The sequence below is a fragment of the Oleiphilus sp. HI0132 genome, from assembly GCF_001635845.1.
Genome location: NZ_LWGJ01000189.1, coordinates 1 through 1,529, shown reverse-complemented (window position 1 = coordinate 1,529; position 1,529 = coordinate 1). Strand labels below are relative to the sequence as shown.

At 44.9% G+C, this 1,529-nt stretch carries 1 protein-coding gene; it reads right to left on the bottom strand.

Going from position 1 to position 1,529, the window contains the following annotated elements:
- Positions 1–1,456 (bottom strand): polysaccharide biosynthesis/export family protein (locus A3766_RS02360; protein WP_197479208.1); only part of this gene is annotated, 1,456 nt, incomplete at its 3' end.
- Positions 1,457–1,529: the final 73 nt, after the last annotated feature.

The window sequence follows — 1,529 nt, the reverse complement described above, 5'->3', positions numbered from 1 at the left end:
TTGAAGGAGTAGAAATACTTGCTTGCTGACGCAGTTCTTCCACTAACTTAACAACTTCTTCAGAGCGATCACCATATAGGCCAAAGAACACTAGCTCATCTAGGTCTTGTAGCACTGGATCTGCTTCGCTTTGCTGAGATTTCAATGCATCTGCGATTCTAAAAGAGTGAACACTTAATGTTCGCTCAGGTTTTGAATAGCGTTTGATTAACGCATAATTTAGGTCTGGCTCCGGCTTTAAGTATTCAATACTTTGAATGATATCACTCACTCGTAAACCGGGCGTCCAACGGCGCGTTTCGGCACGCTCTACATGGCCAGCCACTTTAATTACATTTTCTACCTTCGGCAGAATTTTAGGTAAGGTAATCTGGTCACCATTTTTTAAAGTGCGGTTTATATCAGCATTTAATGATAAGTCTAAATTCAGGAACTCACGTTCATTTTGCTCATTAACCCGTTCAAGCGTCGCGCCTTGAGGGTAAGCTGAAGCCAACATACCACCGGAATATGAGAGAAGATCAGAAACGGAGCCACTACCTTTAAGCTCATAATATGCTGGGCGTTTAATTTGGCCCTTTATTGCTACTTGAGGGCCAACAGCTGGAATAAATACCACATCACCAGATTTGAGCTGTGCATCACCCGAGGTGTCGCCTTTTAGCAGCAAGTCATATACGTCGAGCGATTGAACAAGCTTACCTTTGCGTTTTAACTGAATATTACGCAGTGAACCCAACTCTGAAACACCACCACTCAACACTAGCGCATTGGTCATGGTCGAGAGAGAGCTAATCACATAGGAACCCGGTACACGAGCTTCACCCAATACAAAGACCCGAATCGAACGCAAGCTTCCCATCGAAACACTGGCTTTAACACCAATCATCTTTTGATCAATCGTCTTTTTTATTTTTTCTTTGGCTTCAGAGAAGTCTAGGCCAGCTAAACTCATTGGGCCTAAGTCAGGGATATAAACCTGCCCCTCCTGATCAACGACCAATTCGAAGAATTGGCTTTCTTTACCATAGAGATTCACTTTTAGTGAATCACCCGGGCCTAATACATAATCAGATGAAACAGGGATATCGGTAATAGGTGCAAAGGTCGTTGGCTGGCCGGCGAATAGGTCGTAGCCGAAAGCAGGCAGTTTGCCTTCTTCCATTTCAGTATTGGTGTTAATCTCTCCGCCCACAGACTCAGCTACTTGCTGCTGAGCCACTGGCATGACGCTGTTAGTTTGTGCAACCACAGGCGTTTGCGCAGCATTTACATTGGGAATATCCACACCAAACTGCTTGGCTAAACGAGCCTGCTCAGCTGCAGGTAGACCCTTAAACTGTTCGAGCTGCGCCGGTGTAGGCTGTAGGGCAATAGATTGAAGCGAGAATAAAGCTGCTATTACAAAAAGAAATGCACGCCCAGTGAGCCTTAGGCGAGAGAGTGTATCGATCATTCCTGATTCCATCATTATTAGAGAGTACTTCACTGTGATGACCATGCATGACGATCATCTTAATGGGCGCTAA